Below are 19,307 nucleotides of genomic sequence, written 5' to 3'. Positions count from 1 at the left end.
CTCTCCGGGCCCTTACTGTGCGTGCGGCAGCCCCGTAAAGCCGTGCGACCGCGCATGGGGGGACGCCACGTGCCAGGTGATGTGCGCGGACCGCGAGGCGCCGGACGTCCTCTTCGCGCCCGACCGGCGCGGCGGGCCCGGCACCGCGATGCCGCCGCGCGCCCCTCGCCCACAGTCCGCACGACGCCGGATCGAGGGGGTGGGTGACACCACCGGGCGGTGTAGGGAGAGCCCCTTGATAGCAGATCACCGGCATGCCTAACGTGATCACACCCGCTGCTCGTACTCACCGTCCGCAGTGGCCGCCCGTTTGTCCGCAGCGAGAGCGGAAAGATACTCGGCCGACAAGGCACCTGAAGAGGAAGTGCACTTACCAGGTGGCGTCACCACGTAATCAAATGCTCGTTTCGAACTCTTCCCGTAACGCATCGACAAGGCCGTGTACGTGTATGTGAAGAACGACGCCTGACCCCTGGGTGACGTCACACGAAAACTACACGCGACCCTATCCTTTCGTTCCGCCGACGTATTTCCAACGAATGATATTCCGCAGCCAGCTTCGTGCCCTCCGTCGCGCTGCGGCGCCCTCACACGTCGTGTGACCCATGCGCCCCGGCGGGGATTTCGTCACTGCCGCAAGATGGGAACAGTGCAATGAGCGTTTCTCCAGGATCTCTCAGCCCTCGCGACGACATCGCGGTCATCGGACTGTCGTGCCGCCTGCCCGGTGCGACTGACCCCCATGCTTTCTGGCGCCTGCTCAGCACCGGTGCGGCCGCTGTCACCGAGGTCCAGGACGGGCGGTGGGACGCGTCAGCGCTCTACGATTCCGACACCACCCGTCTGGGCAGGACCAACTCGCGCTGGGGCGGTTTCCTGGAGGACGTCGGCCACTTCGACGCAGAATTCTTCGGAGTCTCCCCTCGTGAGGCTGCGGCCATGGACCCGCAGCAGCGGCTCATGCTCGAACTCAGCTGGGAAGCACTGGAGAACGCCGGTGTGGTGCCCGGCTCCCTGCGCGGAGCACACGTCGGCGTCTTCGCCGGCGCGATCGGCGCCGACTACGCCACGCTCAGCCAGCAGCAGGGCCTGAAGAGCATCGACCACCACACCGTGGTCGGTCTGAGCCGCGGCCTCATCGCGAACCGCGTGTCGTACGCGTGGGGTCTGCGGGGTCCCAGCTTCGTCGTGGACTCCGCCCAGTCCTCCTCACTTGTCGCCGTGCACCTGGCCTGCGAGAGCCTGCGGTCGGGCGAATCCGAACTGGCGCTGGCCGGCGGTGTGCACCTGAACGTCGCGCCCGACAGCACGGTCGCCGCCTCGAAGTTCGGCGGGCTGTCGCCCGACGGCCGCTGTCACACCTTCGACGAGCGGGCCAACGGTTACGTCAGGGGTGAGGGCGGTGGCCTCGTCGTCCTGAAGCCCCTGCACAAGGCACTGGCCGACGGTGACACGGTGTACTGCGTGATCCGCGGCAGCGCGGTGAACAACGACGGGGCGAGCGACGGCCTCACCACCCCCGACGCCTCGGCGCAGGAATCCGTCCTGCGGATGGCGTACGAGCGTGCGGGCGTCGAGCCGAGCAAGGTGCAGTACGTCGAGCTGCACGGTACCGGCACCAAGGTCGGCGACCCGATCGAAGCCGCCGCGCTGGGCGCGGTGACCGCCCCCGGACGGGCGGACGGCGCACCGCTCGCCGTGGGGTCGGCCAAGACGAACGTCGGCCACCTGGAGGGTGCCGCGGGCATCACCGGGCTGCTCAAGGCGGTCCTGGCCATCCGGTACGGCCAGCTTCCGCCGAGCCTGAACTTCGAGCGGCCGAATCCTCGCATTCCCTTCGCGGAACTCAGGCTGCGCGTCCAGACGGAACTCTCCGACTGGGACCACCCGGCCCACGAACGGCTGGCCGGCGTGAGCTCCTTCGGCATGGGCGGGGCCAACTGTCACGTCGTCCTGGCCGGTGCGCCCCGGACGGTGCCCGCCGCTCCGGCGAAGACGCCTGTCGCCCCGGCGGCCGCCGGTGGGACGCCGGTGCCCTACGTGCTCAGTGCCAGGAGCGCGGCAGCCGTGCGCGGCCAGGCCGCGCGACTGCACGAGTTCCTGGCGCGGCGGCCCGATGCCGACCCCGTCGGCGCCGCCTCCACGTTGCTCACGTCCCGCACGCTCTTCGACCACCGGGCCGTCGTCCTGGCTCCGGACCGGGACGCGCTGCGGGCGAGGCTCGACCTGATCGCGCAGGGAGCACCCGGTGAGGGTGCCGTCGTGGGACACGCGGACTCCTCGGGTGACACCCGTCAGGTCTTCGTCTTCCCCGGCCAGGGCGCCCAGTGGGTGGGCATGGGCAAGGAGCTCCTCGCCTCCTCCCCCGTGTTCGCCGACCGCATAGCACGCTGCGACCGGGCACTCGGCGCCCACGTGGACTGGTCGTTGACCGACGTGCTGACCAACGGGGAAGGACTGGAGCGGGTCGACATCGTCCAGCCCGTCTCGTGGGCCGTCATGGTGTCCCTCGCGGCCATGTGGGAGGCGGCAGGTGTGTCGCCCGATGCCGTGGTCGGCCACTCCCAGGGGGAGATCGCGGCTGCCGTCGTCGCCGGCGCGCTGTCCATGGAGGACGCCGCGAAGATCGTGGTACTGCGCAGCAGGCTGATCGCCGACCGGCTGGCCGGGAAGGGAGCCATGACCGCGGTCGGCCTGCCGGCCGACGAGGTACGGGCGCGGATCCAGTCCCACCCCGGCGTCTCGGTGGCCGTGGTCAACGGCCCCAGGTCGACCGTGCTCTCCGGCGATCCGGAGGTTCTCGAGGGCCTGGAGGCCGAATGGGACCAGACCGGCGTCAAGGTCTGGCGCATCGCCGTGGACTACGCCTCGCACAGCCCGCAGGTGGACTCCCTGCGGGATGAACTCCTCGACGACCTGGCCGGCATCACACCGGTCGCCGGGCGGGTGCCCCTGATGTCGACGGTGGAGTGTGCCTGGGTGGACGGTGACACCCTGGACGCCGGGTACTGGGCACGCAATCTGCGCGAGCCGGTGCGCTTCAGCACGGCGGTCCAGGAGCTGCTGGCCGCGGGTCACACGAATTTCGTCGAGTGCAGTCCGCACCCCGTCCTGACAGCGGCCGTCGCCGACATCGCCGACGAAGCAGCCGTGGCGGGCGTCTTCACGACCGGTTCGCTGCGGCGCGACGACGGGGGGCTGGAGCGGTTCCTCACCTGCCTCGCGGAAATGTACGTGCGAGGCGCTCGCGTCCGCTGGACCGAGTTCCTTCCCGACGGCATCGAGCCGTTGCCGGCGCACGAGCTTCCGACGTACGCGTTCCAGCGGCGGCGGCACTGGATAGACGCCGGGCCCTCACGCCCGAGCGGCCCCGCGCCGGCCGTCACCGCGCTGTGGCAGGCGGACGCCGAGCCGAAGCGACAGGAAACCGACGCGCTGGTCCCCGCGCTCGACCTCGTCCGTGCGCAGACCGCCCTGGTCCTGCGCACCGATCCGGCGGACGTCCAGGTCAACCGGTCGTTCAAGGACCAGGGTTTCGACTCGGTCATGGCCGTGGAGCTACGCAACCGGCTCAATGCCGCCACCGAACTCGCACTGCCGTCCGGCGTCGTCTTCGACCACCCCACCCCTGAGCGCCTGGCCGGGGAGATCGACTCCCTGCGCGGTGCGGGTGGTGCTTCCGCGGCGGTGACCGAGGCCGTGCGGGCCTCGGCGATACCGGTCGAGGACGATCCCGTCGCCATCGTCGGCATGAGCTGCCGGTTCCCCGGAGGCGTCCGGTCCCCGCAGGATCTGTGGCGACTGGTGTGTGACGCGGAGGAGGCCCTGGGCGACTGTCCCACCGACCGCCACTGGGACGTGCTGGATCCCCTCGTCGGGGGTGCGGCCGGTGAGGGACGCCCCCGCAAGGGCGGTTTCCTGTACGACGCCGCCGGGTTCGACGCCGAGTTCTTCGGCATCGCACCGCGCGAGGCACTCGCGATGGACCCCCAGCAGCGGCTGCTGCTGGAGACGTCGTGGGAGGCGCTGGAGGCGGCCGGCATCGTGCCGGACACCCTTCGGGGCAGCCGGACGGGCGTCTTCGCCGGGGCCATGGCGGGGGACTACGGGGCACGTCTGCACGAAAGCCCGGACCATGTCGCCGGGCATCTCCTGACCGGCCTGGCGAGCAGCGTGGTGTCGGGCCGGGTGGCGTACAGCCTCGGGCTCGAAGGGCCCGCCCTCACGGTGGACACGGCGTGCTCGTCGTCCCTCGTGGCGCTCCACCTCGCCGCTCACTCGCTGCGTCAGGGCGAGTGCTCCCTCGCGTTGGCCGCAGGCGTCACGGTGATGAGCACGCCCGGGATGTTCACCGAGTTCGGACGTCAGCGTGCACTTGCCGCGGACGGCCGCTGCAAGGCGTTCTCGGAGACGGCGGACGGCACCGGATGGGCGGAGGGCGTCGGTGTCCTGGTGGTGGAGAGGCTGTCCGACGCCCGGCGCAACGGTCACCGCGTCCTTGCGGTGCTGCGGGGTTCCGCGGTCAACCAGGACGGCGCGTCCAACGGCCTGACCGCGCCGAACGGGCCCTCGCAACAGCGGGTGATCCGGCAGGCGCTGGCCAGCGCCGGCCTGTCGGCGGCCGGGGTGGACGCGGTGGAGGCACACGGCACCGGTACCACGCTGGGCGACCCGATCGAGGCGCAGGCGCTTCTGGCGACCTACGGACAGGAACACGACGTCGAGCATCCCCTGTGGCTCGGCTCCCTGAAGTCGAACATCGGGCACACCCAGGCCGCGGCAGGTGTCGCCGGCGTGATCAAGATGGTCATGGCCCTGCGACACGGCGTACTGCCCCGGACGCTGCACGTGCAGGAGCCGTCACGGAAGGTCGACTGGTCCGCGGGTTCCGTCGCGCTGCTCACCAGGGCACAGCCCTGGCCCGAGGGCGAGCGGGCCCGGCGTGCGGCTGTCTCCTCCTTCGGCATCAGCGGAACGAACGCCCACGTCATCATCGAGCAGGCTCCCTCGGACGAGCCGGCCGACGACCGGCCGGAGCAGGCCCCCACGACGGAGCGGACGGCCCTTCCGTGGGTGGTCAGTGGGAAGTCCCCGGCCGCCGTGGCGGCCCAGGCGGAGCGGTTGCGCTCCTTCGTCGAGGCGCGGCCCGAACTGCGGCCGTCGGACATCGCGTACTCACTGGCCACGGCGCGTACCGCCTTCCCGCACCGCGCCGTCGTGGTCGGCCGCGACCACGAGGAGCTGCTGGCGGGGCTGGAGGCCCTGGCGGGCGGCCGCAGCGCTCCGGGCGTGGGCAAGGGACACGTCGTGCCGGAGGGCAAGCTCGCCTTCATGTTCACCGGTCAGGGCGCCCAGCGCCTGGGTATGGGCCGGGAACTGCACGCTGAGCACCCGGTGTTCGCCGCCGCGTTCGACGCCGTGGTGGACGAGCTGGACCGGCATCTGGACCGTTCGCTGCGCGAAGTCGTCTGGGGTACGGACAGGGAACTGCTGGACCGCACGGTCTACACCCAGGCGGGGTTGTTCGCCGTCGAGGTGGCGCTGTACCGGCTGTTGGAGGACCGGGGGATCCGGCCGGACTACGTCACCGGTCACTCGATCGGAGAACTGACGGCCGCACACGTGTCCGGCGTGCTGTCCCTGCCGGACGCGGCGCTGCTGGTCGCGGAGCACGGCCGTCTGATGCAGCAACTGCCCGCGGGCGGTGCCATGGTCGCCGTTCAGGCTCGCGAGGACGAGGTGCTGCCGCACCTCACCGACCGGGTGAGCGTCGCGGCCGTCAACGGCCCTGAGTCGGTCGTCCTGTCCGGTGACGAGGAAGCCGTACTGGCGCTCGCCGGCGAGTGGGCGCGACGCGGCCGCAGGACGCGCAGGCTGGCGGTCAGCCACGCCTTCCACTCGCCCCTGACGGAGCCCATGCTGGAACGTTTCCGCAGCGTTGCGGAGGGTCTCTCCTACGGCACCCCGGACATCCCCCTCGTATCGAACCTCACCGGGCGCGGCGCGTCCGCACAGGAACTCGGTGACGCCGGGCACTGGGTCACGCACGCACGGGGCACGGTGCGCTTCGCCGACGGCGTCCGCCACCTCAGGGAGCAGGGCGTCACCCGCTTCCTGGAACTCGGCCCGGACGACGTGCTGAGCGCGATGGCACAAGGCTGCCTGGACGACACCGGCCGGCTGATCCTGCCGGTACTGCGCAAGGACAGGCCCGAGCGGACGGCACTGGCCCTCGCCGTCGGCCAGCTGTACGCGTCGGGCACGGAGATCGACCGGACCGCCTGCTTCTCGGGCACGGACGCCCGCGTGGTGGAACTGCCGACGTACGCGTTCCAGCACGAGCGTTACTGGCTGGAACCGCTCGCCGGGGAGGCGGACCTCGCGTCCGCCGGCCTGATCCCGGTGGGGCACCCGCTGCTGGCGGCGGCCGTGCAGCTGGACGACGGAGCGGTGCTCACCGGCCGGCTCAGCACCCGGCGCCTCCCCTGGCTCGTCGACCACCGGGTGGGCGGTGCCCTCGTGGTGCCGGGTACGGCGCTGCTGGAGACGGCGGCGCGGGCCGCCGCGCAGACCGGCCACGGCGAGGTCACGGAACTGCTGCTGCACGCTCCGCTGGTCATCGCCGACGGTGCGGCGACCGACGTGCAGGTGAGGATCGAGGCGACGGGCACCCCCGGTGTCTCCGCGCTCCACCTGCTCGCCCGGTGTGCCGGTGCCGACGAGTGGACCTCACACGCCACGGGGACGCTGGGCGGGGAGCCGGCAGCCGCGCCGGAGGGCGCAAAGTCCTTGACCGCGTGGCCTCCGGCGGGCGCCGTGGCGCTGGACGTCGAGCACCACTACGGCGAACTCGCAGCACGCGGCCTCACGTACGGTCCGGCCTTCCGCGGCGTGCGGGCGGTCTGGCGCGACGACGACGAACTGTTCGCCGAGGTGCGGCTGCCGGACGCCGACGCGGCACAGTCCGGCGCGTACCTGCTGCACCCCGCGTTGCTGGACGCGGTGCTGCACCCGCTCGCCGCGGGTGAGCTGTTGCCCGACGCGCGGGGCGCGCGGCTGCCGTTCTCCTGGTCCGCCGTACGCCACCATGCCCGCGGAGCCTCGGCTCTGCGGGTGCGGATGCGGAGGGAAGGACCTGACACGGTCCGCCTGACGGCCTGGGACACCCAGGGCGGCCCCGTCCTCGAGGCCGGTGTGGTGCTGCGGCCGGTGTCGGCGGAGAAACTTCGGCTGGCGCTGTCCGCCGGCCGCGAGGAGCCGCTGTACCGGATGGTGTGGGAACCGCTCGGGGCTGCGACCGCGAGCGGTGGGCAGGCTCCGTCGGCGCAGCGATGCGTGGTGGTCGGCGACGGTCCTGGCGTCGAGGCGGCCCGCGACCACCTGGCCGGTGCCGCCGCGGCGGTCGACCGCGTCAGCGGTTTCGCGGGGACGACACCCGAGCGGGTGCGCGCCGGGCTGGCCGCGGTGCTGGAGCGGATCCAGTCGTGGCTCGCCGGGCCACGGCATGAGGGCGAGTGCCTGGTGGTGATCACCCGGCAGGCGTGTTCGACCGGTTCCGACGCGGCGGTCGATCCGGTGCACGCGGCCGTCTGGGGACTGGTCCGGACGGTGCAGACCGAGCACCCCGGGCTGGTGCGGCTCATCGACACGGACGGGACGCCGGACGTGCCCGGAGGGCTCTCCTCGGCCGTGGCCGCCGCGGCACCGCAGCTCGCGGTGCGGGGCGGTGAACTCCTCGTCCCGCGACTGGAGCACGTCGAGGCATCGGCCGGCGCACCGTCGCCGGCGGCCGGCCCAGGCGGTGACGCCGGATCAGGGTGGGCGAACTCCTCGGTGCTGGTGACCGGAGCGGGAGGCGTGGTGGGTTCGGCGCTCACCCGTCATGTCGTAGCCACTCAAGGAGTCGGCCATGTCGTCCTCATGAGCCGGCGTGGCGCGGCGGGACCGGGCGTGACCGAACTCGCCGACGAGCTCCGGGAGCTGGGGGCCACGGTCACCGTCGCCGCCTGTGACGCGGCCGACCGCGGGCAGGTCTCCGCGGTCCTGGCGGACATCCCCGCCACGCACCCGCTGCGGGGCGTCGTCCACGCCGCGGGGACGCTGGCGGACAACCTCGTCAGCACTCTGACTCCCGACCGGTTGAACGCCGTGCTCGGCGCCAAGGTGGACGCGGTGCACGTGCTCGACGCGGCCACCCGGGAACTGGAGCTGGACTGGTTCGTGGCGTGCTCGTCCGTCGCCGGCTGGTGGGGGACCGCCGGACAGGCGAACTACGCGGCGGCGAACGCGTGTGTGGACGCTCTGATCGAGGACCGGCACCGTGCGGGTCACCGCGCGCTGTCGCTCGCCTGGGGGCTGTGGGAGGAGAAGAGTGAACTCTCCGGGCACCTGAGCGACGTGGACATCCGCAGGATGGCACGTGTGGGGATCGAGCCGCTGTCCACGGCGGACGCGCTGCGGGCGTTCGACAGTGCGCTGGCGCGGCGGGAACCGGTCCTCGCACCGGTCCGGCTGGGCGCGGCCGGCCTGCCGGAGGCCGTCACGGAATCCCTTCCGCCCTTCCTCGCGACACACGCCTCCGGTGCGCGCGTCCCGGCCCGTGTGCACGCGGCACAGTCGCAGCCGGCGAGTCCGGCCCCCGTCCCGGCCGGCCCTTCACCCATGGCACTGCCGCCCGTGGGGGAGCAGCGGCGTCAGATCCTGACGGACCTCGTCCGCACGAGCACCGCCGCGGTCCTCGGACGGCAGGACCTTCGTGAGGACCAGTGGGAGGCGTCGTTCTCGGAGCTGGGGGTGGACTCGCTGATGTCCCTCGAGCTGCGCGGGATCCTGAACGAGGCCACGGGGCTCCGGTTGCCGCCCACCTTGCTGTTCGACCGGCCCACCCTCTCGTCGCTGGCTGATCACCTCGTGCAGGCCCTCGACGCAGGGGAGGAGCCGGCGGCGGCCCAGGTGCCGCGGACCACGGCCACCACGGCCGTGGAGGACGACCCGATCGTCATCGTGGGCATGGCGTGCCACTACCCCGGAGGCGTCGATTCCCCCGACGATCTCTGGAACCTGGTGGCGAGCGGTTCCGACGGCGTGACGCCGTTCCCCACGGACCGCGGCTGGGACTTCGAGACACTGTTCGCCGACGATCCGGACCTGCCGGGCACCAGCCACACACGGTTCGGTGGCTTCCTGCACGACGCCGCGATGTTCGACGCCAAGTTCTTCGGTATCTCCCCGCGTGAGGCGCTCGCCACCGACCCGCAGCAGCGACTTCTGCTGGAGACGTCCTGGGAGGCGCTGGAGCACGCGGGCATCAACCCGCAGACGCTCAAGGGCTCACCGACCGGCGTGTTCGCCGGCGTCATGTACCACGACTACGGTTCCCGCCTCCACGAGATCCCGGACGGCATGGAGGGCTACCTGATCAACGGCAGCCTGGGCAGCGTGGCGTCGGGCCGGGTCTCGTACGTCATGGGGCTGGAGGGGCCGGCGATGGCGGTGGACACCGCGTGCTCGTCCTCCCTGGTCGCGTTGCACCTGGCGAGTCAGGCACTGCAGCAGGAGGAGTGCTCGCTGGCTCTCGTGGGCGGGGTGACCGTGATGTCCGTCCCCAGCACGTTCGTCGACTTCAGCCGGCAGCGGGGGCTCGCCCCGGACGGACGCTGCAAGTCCTTCTCGGCCGACGCGGACGGCACCGGATGGGCCGAGGGCGTGGGTGTGCTCGTCGTCGAGAGGCTGTCGGAAGCCCGGCGCAACGGCCACCGGGTCATGGCCGTCGTGCGCGGCTCCGCGGTGAACCAGGATGGTTCCTCCAACGGTCTGACCGCCCCGAGCGGTCTCGCCCAGCAGCGCGTCATCCGGCAGGCCCTCGCCAACGCGGCACTGTCCCCCGAGGACATCGACGTGGTCGAGGCGCATGGCACGGGCACCGTCCTGGGCGACCCGATCGAGGCCCAGGCGCTCCTGTCGGCGTACGGACACGACCGTGAACGACCCCTGTGGCTGGGTACGCTGAAGTCCAACATCGGGCACAGCCAGGCGGCCGCCGGGGTGGGCGGCGTCATCAAGACCGTCATGGCGATGCATCACGGTGTCATGCCGCGGACGCTGCACGTGAGTGAGCCCACACCGCACGTCGACTGGAGCTCCGGGGCGGTCCGGCTGCTGACCGAGGAGCGGACGTGGCCGGCGGAGCACGGCCCGCGACGAGCGGCCGTCTCCTCCTTCGGCATCAGTGGCACCAACGCACACGTGATCCTGGAGCACCCGGCGGACCCCGCCCCGGCGGACCCCGCTCCGGAGCGGTCCGCGACGAACGTGCTTCCCTGGGTGCTCAGCGGCACGACGCGCAACGCCCTCGTGGCCCAGGCGGCCCGTCTGCTCGATTTCGTCGACGGGCGGCCCGAAGCGGACGGCCGCGCGGTCGCCGCGACACTGGCCTCGGGGCGCGCGACCTTCAGGCACCGCGCCGTCATGCTCGGCACCGGTCACGAGGAGCTCGTCAGCGGACTGTCCGCCGCCGCGCGGAGGGAACCGCATCCTCACGCCGTTCTCGCCGACGACACCCGCGAGGCGGGGAAGACCGCGTTCCTGTTCTCCGGACAGGGAAGTCAGCGGCCGGCGATGGGCCGCGAGCTGTACCGGGCGTTCCCCGCGTACGCCGAGGCGTTCGACGCGGTGAGCGCGGCCCTGGAGGTCCATCTGGACCGCCGGCTGACGGACGTCGTCTTCGCCGACCCCGACGACCCCGAGGCGGCCGCGGTGCTGAACCGCACCGAGTACGCACAGCCGTGCCTGTTCGCCCTGCAGGTCGCCCTCTTCCGGTTGATCACCTCCTGGGGGGTGCGTCCGGCGTACCTGGCCGGCCACTCCGTCGGCGAGATCGCGGCGGCGCACGTGGCCGGCGTCCTGTCGCTGCCGGACGCCGCCGCACTGGTCACGGCGCGTGGCCGTCTGATGCAGGAACTGCCCGAAGGCGGCGCCATGGTCGCGGTCCAGGCTCCGGAGGACGAGGTCGAGGCCCTGCTGGCGGGTCATGACGCCGTCGGTGTCGCGGCTGTCAACGGGCCCGCCGCCACGGTCGTGTCGGGCGGCAGCGAGCAGGTCGCGGACATCGTCGGACAACTGGAGCGGCGCGGCCGCAGGACCCGTGCGCTGCGTGTGAGCCACGCGTTCCACTCGCCGCTCATGGAGCCCATGCTCGACGGCTTCCGCGCCGTCGTGTCCCGGATCGACTTCGGTGCGCCGCAGATCCCGCTGGTCTCCACACTCACCGGCGCACAGGCCGGAACCGGCGATTTCGCCTCGGCCGGGTACTGGGTGACGCACGTGCGCGAACCCGTCAGGTTCCACGACGGCGTACGCGCCCTGGAAGCACAGGGAGTGCGGACGCTCGTGGAGCTGGGACCGGACGGAACACTGTCCGCCCTGGCCGCGGGGTGCCTGCAGGACCCGTCCGGGGCCACGCTGGTCCCCCTGCTGCGCAAGGACCGGCCGGAGGACAGGGCGCTGCTCGAGGCGGTGGCCCGTCTGTTCGTGCAGGGCGCCCCCGTGCAGTGGAGCTCGGTGCTCGGTGGGGCGGGCGGGGCCCAGCCACCGCTGCAGCTGCCCACCTACGCCTTCCAGCGGGAGCGGTACTGGCTCGACCCGGCCCCCGCCCCTGCCGCCCACCGCACCGCGGAGCTGCCCGGGCGGCTGGGACATCCGCTGCTGGGCGCTGCGATCCACCTCGCAGGCGGCGCAGTGGCCCTGACCGGCCGGCTGTCCACCGCGGACGCGGAGTGGCTGTCGGACCACCAGGTGGGCGGTGCCGTCGTCGCGCCGAGCACCGCGATCCTGGAGATGCTGGCCGCGGCCGGCCAGCGGGCCGGTGCCCCGCGGGTCGCCGAAATCGTCCTGCGCGCACCGATGGTGATCCCCCCGGAGGACGACCTGGACGTCCAGCTGTTCATGTCGCCGCCCGACGGTCAGGGACTGTGCGACGTGAGCGTGCACTCCAGGCCCGTCACGGCCGGGGACGACGAGCCGTGGACCGATAACGCGACGGCACGGCTCACGCGACAGACGACCGGGACGGGCCCCGGGGCCGACACGATGCCGGCCTGGCCGCCCGGCGGGACGGAGCGCCTCGACCTGGAGGAGGCGTTCGCCGACCTCGAGTGGCGGGGCCTGCGCTACGGACCCGCCTTCCGGGGTGCCGGCGCCGTCTGGGGCCGGGACGGTGAGGTCTTCGCGGAGATCGAACTGCCGGAACACGTGGAGCAGGAAGCGGGGGCGTATCTGCTGCATCCGGCCCTGCTCGACGCGGCGCTCCATCCGCTGACGGTGCCGGGAGTGCTGCCGGACGCCGCAGGACTGCGGCTGCCGTTCTCCTGGGCCGGTGTGGAGATCCACCAGCACGGTGCCGCGCGTCTGCGCGTCCGGCTGGTACGGACCGGTGACAACACCGTGGCGCTCACCGCGTGGGATCCGGACGGCGATCCGGTGATGACGGCCGACGGTCTGACCCTGCGGGTGATGGGGCCGGACGAACTCGGAGCTCTGCACAGCACGCCGCAGCAGTGCCTCTACGAGGTGCGGTGGACGCCCGTACCGGTGGCCGCACCGACGGCCGGCGGTACGGCGTACCGGCACCTCGTGCTGACCGGGGACGCCGGGGCGGACGCGGTTGCCGCCCGTATGGCGCAGGATGGCGGGGACGTGCACTTCCTGAGGTGCCTCGGCGGTGACGCCCCGGCTCCCGCACGGGTGCGTGCCGCACTCTCCGCCGTCCTGACGGAGGTGCAGGCGTGGCTGGCCGAGGAGCGGAACCCGCAGGAGCGGCTGGTCGTCGTCACGCAGGGCGCGGTCATGACGGACGGACAGTCCGGGGGCAGTGACCCCGCGCAGGCAGCGGTCTGGGGCATGCTGCGCACAGCACAGACCGAGTACCCCGGACGTCTGCTGCTGGTCGATGTCGACGGGGACCCCGCATCGGTCGACGGGCTTGCGGCACTCCTGACGGACGGTGAACCGCAGATCGCAGTCCGGGCCGGGAAGGCGCATGCCCCCCGTCTGGTCACGGCAGCGGCGGGCACTTCCGCACAGGAGGCGGCCGGCGCCCTTCCGGCGGGCTCAGGCACTGCCTGGGCGACGGCCTCCCTGCTGGTGACGGGAGCCGGTGGCGTGGTGGGTTCGGCGCTCGCACGGCACGCGGTCCGGACACACGGTGTGGGCCACGTGGTGCTGCTCAGCCGACGGGGCGAGCGGGCTCCCGGCATGGTGGAGCTGGCGGACGAGCTGCGTGCTCTCGGCGCCACGGCTTCGATCGAGGCCGGTGACGTCAGTGATCGCGGCCAGCTCGCGGGTGTCCTGTCACGCGTGCCGGCGGACCGTCCGCTGCGCGGTGTCGTCCACGCGGCCGGAACGACCCAGGACGGCACCTTCCGTGAACTGGTGTGGGAGGGGCTGGAAGGACTGCTGCCGTCGAAGGTGGACGCCGTGCACCACCTCGACGAGCTCACCCGGGACCTCCCGCTCGACTGGTTCGTCGTGTGCTCGTCGGCCGCGGGCTGGTGGGGCAGCGCCGGACAGGCGAACTACGCGGCGAGCAACGCGTGCGTCGACGCCATGGTGCAGCGGCGCCGTGCGGCGGGACACGCGGGACTGTCCCTGGCCTGGGGGCTGTGGGCGGAGCGCAGCGAGTTGAGCGGTCACCTCGACAGTGGTGACCTGCGCAGGCTCGCCCGTCTCGGCATCGCTCCCCTCGCCACCGTGGACGCGCTGACGGCCTTCGACACCGCGCTGGGCGCGGACAATCCCGTGCAGCTGCCTCTGCGGCTGGACATCCGGAACCTGTCCGACACCGAGGCGTCACCCCTCACACCGCTGCTGCGCGACCACCTCGGCCACGCGTCGCCCGCGGCGAAGCCTCCGGGCCCGGCGAAAGCCCCGAGGGCGCTCGGGGAGCGGTTGGCCGGCCTGGAAGCGGACGAGCGGGCGAAACTGCTGGACACGGTGGTGGCGGAGGAGGTCTCGGCGGTCCTCGGGTTCACCACCACGGAGGACGTCGAGGCGGACCGTAACTTCTTCGAGATCGGGTTCGACTCGCTGACGGCTCTCGAACTCAGGAACCGCATCGAGAAACTGGTGGGACAGCCCCTCACGGCCACCGTGGTCTTCGACCATCCCACTCCGGACGCTCTGGCACGGTACCTGCACACACAGGTCTCCGTCCCGGCCGGAGACGCGAGGCCCGCGGTGAGCGTCGTCGAGGACAGGCGTGAGGCCGTGGTACTGCCCGAGCCGGTGCTGCCCCTGGAGGGACGGACCGTCCTGCTGACGGGGGCCACCGGAGCCCTGGGGCAGCTGTTCGCGATGGCGGTGGCGGACGCCGGGGCGAACCTCGTGGTGACCGGGCGCGACGTGGACAGGCTCGATGGTCTCGCCCGCGAGCTGCGGGAACGGCGGGCCGAGGTCCTCGCGCTGCCGACGGATCTGGGTGACCGCGAGTCGATGCCGCGGTTGACGGCGGCGGCCTGCGAACGGTTCGGTTCGGTCGACGTCCTGGTGAACAACGCAGGAGTGACCGGTCCGGCCGGCCCTCTGTGGGAGACGGACGACGACACGTGGTGGCAGGCCATGGAGGTCAACCTCCGGGGCAGCACCCGCGCCTGCCGCGCCGTCCTGCCGGGCATGATCGAGCGGCGCGGTGGCCGCATCGTCAACATCGTCAGTTCGGCGGGGAAGCACCGGTGGCCTCTCGTCTCCGGATACTCCGTGTCGAAGGCCGCGTTGATCAAGCTGGGTGAGAACCTGGCGCCCGAACTGGAGGGGACAGGCGTGGCGGTGTTCAGTTACCACCCCGGCCTTGTCGATCTCGGCATCACCCGGCGGCAGATCGAGGGCGGGCTGACCGGAGAGCGGTGGAGCGACGAGGTCAGGGCGTGGCTGCTGGCCCAGCGTGAGAGTCAGCGGCTCGCCGATCCCCGTCGCTCGGCGGACATGCTCGTCCGCCTGGCCGCGGGTGAAGCTGATCCTCTGTCCGGCCGTTACCTCACCTTGGAGGACGACATCGCCTCTTTGGTGAACGCCCGGCGATCGGCCGGGTGAACGGCACGAGGAGGTGACACGGGCCGGTTCCGTGGAACCGGCGTCCCGGCCGCTGACGCGGCACTCCCCCACAGGAGTTCCCCGTCGCCGGCCGGGGCCGCGCGGGGCTCGTCCTCTCCTGCTGTGCGGGCGGGGGCGCTCCGGACGCGTCGGAGGGTGTTCAGCGCCGCGGGGCGTGGAGTGACCCGGCCGGGGGGGGGAAGCCGAGCGGGTGTCGCCGGAGTACGGCCGTGGTGTTCCCGGCCTCCGGCCCGAAGCGCCCGCCGCGCCGGGTCGGGGGCGGGCGGGCCGGAGGAGGGGCCGGCCGCCGTACCGCACTGCGCGCGGCAGGCCCGGTGCGAGCGCCCGGTCCCTTCGACGGCACAGGGACCCGTGCGGTGCGGGCCTCGACGCTGTCGCCCGGTCAGTGACCGCTCCCGGGGGATTCACCCGTATCGTTCGCGTGAGTGACCCTGGACAGCTCGAAGGCGAGACGGAAGGCGAAGTCAGTGGCGTTCACGGGCCGGGCCACGATGTCCGAGGCCCGGTCGAGGCGCTTGACGAGGGTGTTGACGTGCACGTTGAGGCGTCGGGCGGCCCGGGTGGGGCTGCCGAGTTCTTCGAACCAGACACGAAGGGTCTCGTGCAGGATCGAGTGACGCGGTTCGACGAGGCTTCCGAGCTGGCTGCGGACGAAGTGTCGGGCAAGTTCCACGTCGCGGCTGGCGAAGACCAGCGGGACGACATCGCATATGGAGACGATGCTGCTTGTTGCGGCCGGCCCGTCAGGACGCACGGGCTGTGTCGTCGACCGGTCCGTCAGACTCTGGGTCTCCAGCGCCTCACGATGAGTGATCCGGAATCCGCTGCTGCCGTGGTGGGGCGTACCCAGACTGACGCGGATGCCTGCGGGCACGGGCAGGCGGGCACGCAGTACGTCCACCCCGGGGACGTTGTCCGGGACGCTGAGCCATCCGTGCAGAGCATGTCCGTCCGGCAGCACCACCAGGCTCTGCCGCGCCCGCAGCTGAGAGCCCAGCCGCGCCGCGACCCCTTTCAAGGCGGCTTCCGTGGCTTCGGATCCCCACACCACGAAACCCATGTGGCGGCCGTCCAGCCGGTAGCCCAGACGCCGTTCCGCTTCGGCATCACCCAACTCGCCCGCCAGCACTTTCCTGACGGCGTCCAGTACGTCGGAAGTCCCGTAGTGCTCCAGTAGTTGCTGCTCCTGGCGGTAGACCGCGATCGACCGGGACAGCGCAGCCTGGCGGAACTGGAACAACCGGACCATCACCACCGACAACATGTCGGCGCGGTCGCTGTCCTCCAGCCAGTCGGAGCTGCCTCGCAATGCCTTGCTGAAGGCGTCGAGCAGCTCGTTCCCCGCGATGTCGTAGCTGAGCACGAGGTCCACGAGTTTGATCCCCGCAGCGGGGAGCCGGCGCACCAGGTGCTCCGCGGCTGCGGGAAACGTGGTCCCGCAATCGATCTCACCTGTGGTGACCGCCTTGCCGGCGGCCGGGAGGAACGCGGAGAACGCCGCACGGAATGCGATCTCGATCTCGCGACCGCTCGTGGCGAAGGAAGGAACAGACGTGACGCAGACTCGGAACAGCCTGTCAGCGACTTCGTCCGGATTCGCATCGATCCATTTCGCGAAAGCGGTGACGCGGTGGACGCCAGGCGAGGTGGTGCTCATGCGTATGCAATTTACAACTGCCCTTGTGGGGAATGATCGAGAAAACGGTGACGCCGGAGTGAACTCTGCCACTTCCGTACTGTGCGGACGCTCGCCATGTGCTGTGCGGGCCGGGGTGGACGGCCGTGGACGTGCAGGAGCCCCGGTGAACGGGGCGGGTGTCCGGATCAGGCGTGGCCGGCGGCGGGGCGGGTGCGAACAGCGAGCGGCCGGTGCCGCTGCGCACGCGGGGAGGTCTCCGGTGACGATGACGCGCGGTACGGGTGACGCCGGCCATGGGCCCTCAGGTGGTCCCGCCCGGGTGCGTCGTCCCGGTGGCCTGGGCGCGTACTGTCGTCCGTGCCCGGCAGGCGCCGCCTCCTCCGGCATCGCCGGCCACGGGGACGGCCGGTCTCCTCGCGCACTTCTCGCCGTAGCGCTCCGCCCGGCCCGGCCCGGCCCGCCCGCTCACGAAGTCGCGCCGGCGCGCGTTCCGGAGTACGCATGAAGGGCAGGCATCGCCGGTCCCGGCCCCGGAGGCACGCCATGTCCGACCGCCCGCCCGAGGGCTTCGCGGAGATCCATTTCGTCGGCAACGCCACTCTGCTCATCCGGTACGGACCGCTCACGCTGCTGACCGACCCGAATTTCCTGCACCGGGGCAGCTTCGCCTACCTGGGCAACGGGCTCTTCTCCCGTCGCTCGGCCGAGCCGGCCATCGGGGTCCGCGATCTGCCGCCCGGCCTGGACGCCGTGATCCTGTCGCACCTGCACGGGGACCACTGGGACCGGGTCGCCCGCCGGGGGCTGGACCGCGGACTGCCGGTCCTCACGACACCGCACGCCTCCCGGCGGCTCCAGGGCCTGCATGCGTTCTCCCGGGCGGTCGGCCTGCGCACCTGGCAGTCGCAGACACTTTCGCGCGACCGGACGCAGGTCCACGTCACAGCGCTGCCGGGCCGTCACGCCCCCGGGCTCCTCCAGACGCTCCTCCCGCCCGTCATGGGAAGCCTGCTGGAGTTCGGCCCCCTGGGCGGGCCACCGGTGCTGCGTCTCTACATCACCGGTGACACTCTGGTGTTCCCCGGCGTCCAGGAGATCGCCCGGCGCTGCCCGGACCTCCACCTGGCCGTTCTGCACCTGGGCGGCACCACTCTGCCGGGCGGCCTGCTGGTGACCATGGACGCACGCCAGGGAGCCGAACTCGTCCGGCTCCTGCGGCCACGGCGCGTGCTGCCCGTGCACTACGAGGAGTACGGCGTCATGCGCAGCCCGCTGTCCGACTTCCTCGCCGAGGCGGATCGCGGGGGCTTCGCGGCCGACGTGGTGCGCTGTGCCCGGGGTGAACGCGTGCTGGTCGGTCCCGCCGCCGGTGAGGTGAGGCGCCGCCCCGGCGGTGCGCAGGGGCCTGACCGCTGAGCCGGCTGCGGGCCGGGACCTCGGCGCCCGCGCTCCGGCCGCACGTGGACGCGGACCGACCGGGCCGTGGTGCCGGACGGACGGTACTCGGCCGGTCGGCGGGGACGGGGCGGGTGCGCGGGGCCCTGGGGACCGCACCCCCGCGGTGGCGACCGCCCCACCACCGTGGCCGGCCACGAGCAGGAGGTGCCACTGATCACCGAGGTGCGTCCCCTGGATGTCCGCCACGTCACGGTGCCGCCCGGGCACGTGCCCGTATCCGGACTCCTCGCAGAACGTGTCGAGCATGATGTTGCGGGCACCGCCTGCGCCGCGGGGCGCACGGCGTGGCGACGGGCAGGGCGGGACTCGTCGGGAGGCCCTTCCACGGAGGGCTTCACATCAGCCGGACGAAAACGGCTTCCGAATGACCTGGGCGTGTCACTGCGCCACCAGGTCCGGGTTTCCGCGGAACACGCGGGCGCCGAGCGCGCGCCCCGCTTGTCCGCTCCGCCCGGGGGTAACAGCGCAACACCGACCGAGAGAAGGAGTTCGTGGTGTCAGAAGCGCGTGACGTGGTGGCCGTGATCCTCGAGGACCATCGCACCATGGAGGAACTGTTCCGGCGGATGCGGAGTGTCGAGGAGGACCGGGAGGCGGCCCTGAAGGACTTCGCCGCCCTCCTGATCGCCCACGGGGAGGCGGAGGAAGCCGAGGTGTACCCCGCGCTCAAGCGGTTCCGGAACGTGGACGACGAGGAGGTCGAGCACGGCGAGGAGGAGCACCACGAGGGCAACGAGGCACTCCTGGCCCTCATGGAGGTGGAAGAGGTCGGCTCCGACGAGTGGGACGAGAAGCTGGAGGAGCTCGCGAAGGCCGTCACGCACCACCTCGACGAGGAGGAGCGCACGATTCTCAACGGGGCCCGGGAGAACGTTCCGGACAAGCGGCGCGCCGAACTCGGCGCGGTCTTCCTCCGGGACAGGGAGAAGCACCTGAAGGCCGGCTGCGGGAGCATCGACAATGTCCGCGCGGTCGTAGAGGCGCAGTGAACCTCACAGCCGGCGGCGGGGCCCCCCCCCCCCCCCCGGGGGGGGGGGGGGCCCCCCCCCCCCCCCCCCCCCCCCCCCGGGCGCGGCCCCCCCCCCCGCCGCCGGGCCCCCGCGCC

4 protein-coding genes are annotated in these 19,307 nt (G+C 72.2%); 3 read left to right on the top strand and 1 reads right to left on the bottom strand.

Annotated elements, in window-relative coordinates:
• The first annotated feature begins 654 nt into the window (after window positions 1–654).
• On the top strand, window positions 655–15,084 hold the full coding sequence (locus tag ACF1FZ_RS33175) for an SDR family NAD(P)-dependent oxidoreductase (RefSeq protein ID WP_391777091.1): 14,430 nt from the start codon (window positions 655–657) through the stop codon (window positions 15,082–15,084).
• A gap of 403 nt (window positions 15,085–15,487) precedes the next feature.
• Here ACF1FZ_RS33175 and ACF1FZ_RS33170 read toward each other — a convergent pair whose 3' ends face one another.
• Complete coding sequence (locus ACF1FZ_RS33170; RefSeq protein ID WP_391777090.1) at window positions 15,488–16,762, bottom strand: PucR family transcriptional regulator; 1,275 nt, start codon at window positions 16,760–16,762, stop codon at window positions 15,488–15,490.
• Between the two features lie 525 nt (window positions 16,763–17,287).
• Here ACF1FZ_RS33170 and ACF1FZ_RS33165 point away from each other — a divergent pair.
• Window positions 17,288–18,160, top strand: coding sequence for an MBL fold metallo-hydrolase (locus tag ACF1FZ_RS33165; RefSeq protein ID WP_391777089.1), 873 nt, complete (start codon window positions 17,288–17,290; stop codon window positions 18,158–18,160).
• 536 nt (window positions 18,161–18,696) lie between these two features.
• Window positions 18,697–19,191 (top strand): hemerythrin domain-containing protein, encoded by a 495-nt coding sequence (locus tag ACF1FZ_RS33160; protein WP_391777088.1) that lies wholly within the window; start codon window positions 18,697–18,699, stop codon window positions 19,189–19,191.
• Window positions 19,192–19,307: the final 116 nt, after the last annotated feature.

Origin of the sequence: Streptomyces sp. NPDC014623 (assembly GCF_043088245.1) — a bacterium.
GTDB lineage: Bacteria > Actinomycetota > Actinomycetes > Streptomycetales > Streptomycetaceae > Streptomyces.
The sequence above is the reverse complement of the archived record's forward strand: the minus strand, read 5'-3'. Positions and strand labels throughout refer to the sequence as shown.